4 protein-coding genes are annotated in these 2724 nt (G+C 61.5%); 1 reads left to right on the forward strand and 3 read right to left on the reverse strand.

Going from position 1 to position 2724, the window contains the following annotated elements; translation table 11 throughout:
* Window positions 1-525: hypothetical protein (locus tag HX846_RS27585; protein WP_178966505.1), on the forward strand; the 525-nt coding region annotated here is incomplete at its 5' end.
* Between the two features lie 145 nt (window positions 526-670).
* Here HX846_RS27585 and HX846_RS27590 read toward each other — a convergent pair.
* The 3 genes from HX846_RS27590 to HX846_RS27600 all read right to left on the reverse strand — a co-directional run.
* On the reverse strand, window positions 671-1390 hold the full coding sequence (locus tag HX846_RS27590) for an alpha/beta hydrolase (RefSeq protein ID WP_087694209.1): 720 nt from the start codon (window positions 1388-1390) through the stop codon (window positions 671-673).
* Window positions 1391-1402: 12 nt separating this feature from the next.
* On the reverse strand, window positions 1403-2158 hold the full coding sequence (gene cobF, locus HX846_RS27595; RefSeq protein ID WP_003208076.1) for a precorrin-6A synthase (deacetylating): 756 nt from the start codon (window positions 2156-2158) through the stop codon (window positions 1403-1405).
* Between the two features lie 58 nt (window positions 2159-2216).
* Window positions 2217-2724 (reverse strand): histidine phosphatase family protein (locus tag HX846_RS27600; protein ID WP_178966506.1); only part of this gene is annotated, 508 nt, incomplete at its 5' end.

Below are 2724 nucleotides of genomic sequence, written 5' to 3' on the forward strand. Positions count from 1 at the left end.
TTCGGCGCCAGCCAAGTCCTCGCCGCCAGCAAGCCAGTGGCGCAGAAGACCGCCACCCAGACCATCTCCACCCTGGATGGCAAGTTCAGCTTCAACCTGCCCAAGTCCTACCTGGCCGACCCACTGCCGGCCGGTGATGCCGAGCACGGCACCGCAGGCGCCAGCGGCACGATGTACAGTGACCAGGCCACCAAAAGCGTGATCTTCGTCGTCGAAAAACCGAGTGTCGCCGGCCTGATCAAGGACAACGACCCGCAGTTCCTCGACGGTGCCGTGGCGGATTTCGTCAAGGAACAAAGCGCCGCCCTGCCGGACTTCAAGAAAGGCGCCGAGAAGAAACTCAACGTGAAAGGCCTGGCTTTGCGCCAGGTCGACAGCACCGCGACCATGGGCGGTGGCAAGACACTGAGTTCCACCTTCCTGACGGGCTCCGGCAGCCACCAATTGGTGGTGCAGGCCATTTCCCGGGCGGATGATGAAGCCGGTCATGCACTGTTGGTGAAGCAGATTATCGGCGGTAAATAACCGGTTTTATCTGGCAATGAAAATCCAATGTGGGAGCGGGCTTGCTCGCGAAAGCGGTGTTTCAGTCAACACATGTATTAACTGACCCACCGCTTTCGCGAGCAAGCCCGCTCCCACATTTTTGATCGCGCTCACATCGCAGGATTCAACGCAGGCTCTTTTCCAGCCACTGCTTCAAGTCCAGCAACTCCGCCTCACCGACGGTATGAATCATCCCCGGGTAGCCGTGGAATTCCGGGGTGAGGCCAATCCCCTGCAATACCTCGTTGGCCCGCGTTGCCGAGTAGTACGGCAGCGCCTGGTCCAGCGTCCCGTGACCGATGAAAATCGCCAGCTTGCCCAGTCGCGCATCCGGCTTGAGTTCGGCCTTGAGTACCGGCAGCAGGCTGCCGCTCAACGCCGCAATCCCGCGCAGAGTTTCGGGATGTCTTAACCCGACTTCATACGACATGATCGCACCCTGGCTGAACCCCACCAGAAACACCCGCTCAGGTTGGGTGTGGTACTTGGTGGTGGCCTGGGCGACGAAGGCCTCGATCAGCTTGGCGCTGCTCTGCAGGTCGGCGGTCTCGCCATCAAAATCGCCATCGCCCGGCTTCTTGCGAAACCAGCGATAACCACCGCCCTCCACCGGCATCGGTGCCCGTGCAGACAGGTAGGTCCAGGTCGACGGCAAGCGGTCCTTGAGCCCGAACAGGTCGGCCTCGTCACTGCCATAACCGTGCAGGAAGATCACCAGCGGCTCGTTGCGCGCATCGCTTTGGGTCTGCTCCAGGTAAGGCAGCGGCAGGTCGGTGTGCAATACGTCTTCGGCCTGTGCGGCGCCGGTAAACAGCGCCACCGTCAGGGCAATCAGTTTGAGCATGAGCATCAACCTCTAGGGTTTGCGCAACAAATAGGTATCCATGATCCAGCCATTGGCCTGGCGCGCCGCCTTGCGCACACGTTCAATCTCTTCGGCAACCTCGGCCACTTTGCCGCTGATCAGGATTTCATCCGGTGTGCCCAGGTAGGCGCCCCAGTAGATATCCAGGTCCTGATCGGCCACGGTGCGGTAGGAATCTTCGGCATCGAGCATGACAACCAGGGTGTCGGCATCACTCGCCTGCCCCGCCGCCAACCGGCGCCCGGTGGTGATTTCGATGGAGCGACCGATGCGGTTCAGCGGCACTTTGTGCTGCGCCGCCAACGCCTGGACGCTAGTGATCCCGGGGATCACTTCAAATTCGAATTCGCAGCTGCCGCTGGCGAGGATCGCCTGCAGGATACGAATGGTGCTGTCGTACAGTGCGGGGTCGCCCCAGGCCAGGAATGCGCCCACTTCGCCGTCGGCCATTTCTTCATTGATCATCCGTTCGAAGGTCTGCTGCTTGTCGCGGTTCAGGTCCTTCACGGCGGTGGTGTAGTCGATATCACCGCGCACCCGCTCGGGGCAATCGGCCTCGACAAAGCGGTAGGCGTGATCGGTGATGTAGGTCTCGCAGATTTCCCGGCGCAGGTCGATCAGCTTGTCCTTGCTCTGGCCCTTGTCCATCAGGAAAAACACGTCGGTGCGGTTGAGCGCCTTGACCGCCTGCATCGTGATGTAGTCAGGGTTGCCGGCGCCAATGCCGATGATCAGGATGCGTTTCATGGGAAAGTCTTCATGGGTGGTCTCGGTGCGGGGAACGGATTTTGCCATGTTCGGGACGTCAGGCGTGAGTTTCCAGGCGCAGGCGCCAACGCCCATTGAAGCGCAACTCGGTGGATGACAGCGGTTCCACGTCGATCAGGTTGAACATGGCGGGTGGGCATTGCATGACATGCAGCAGCGCTGCGCGGATCACAAATGGATGCGTCACCGCCACGACATGCCCCGGGGATTGCTCGAGGGACTGCAACCACTGCCCTATCCGCTCACACAGTTGCACTACCGACTCGCCGCCGTGGGGCGCCGAGGTGCTGTCGGTCAACCAGGCCTGAAGCGCTTCGGGTTCGGCCTGCTGAACCTCCTCGATCGCCAACCCTTGCCAGCGGCCAAAATCACAATCGCGCAGGGCTGTTTCAACCAAAGCATCGTCGGCAAACAGCGCCGCCGTCTGCCGGGTCCGCGCCCCCGGGCCGCACAGCACCAGGGGTGCACGCTTGAAGCGTTGCCCCTGGGAAAGCGCCGCCTGCTGCCAGTCCATCTCCACCGACTCATCCAGCGCAAAGCGTGCC

It is taken from the genome of Pseudomonas sp. K5002 (assembly GCF_013386655.1).
In the GTDB taxonomy this organism is placed as follows: Bacteria; Pseudomonadota; Gammaproteobacteria; order Pseudomonadales; family Pseudomonadaceae; genus Aquipseudomonas.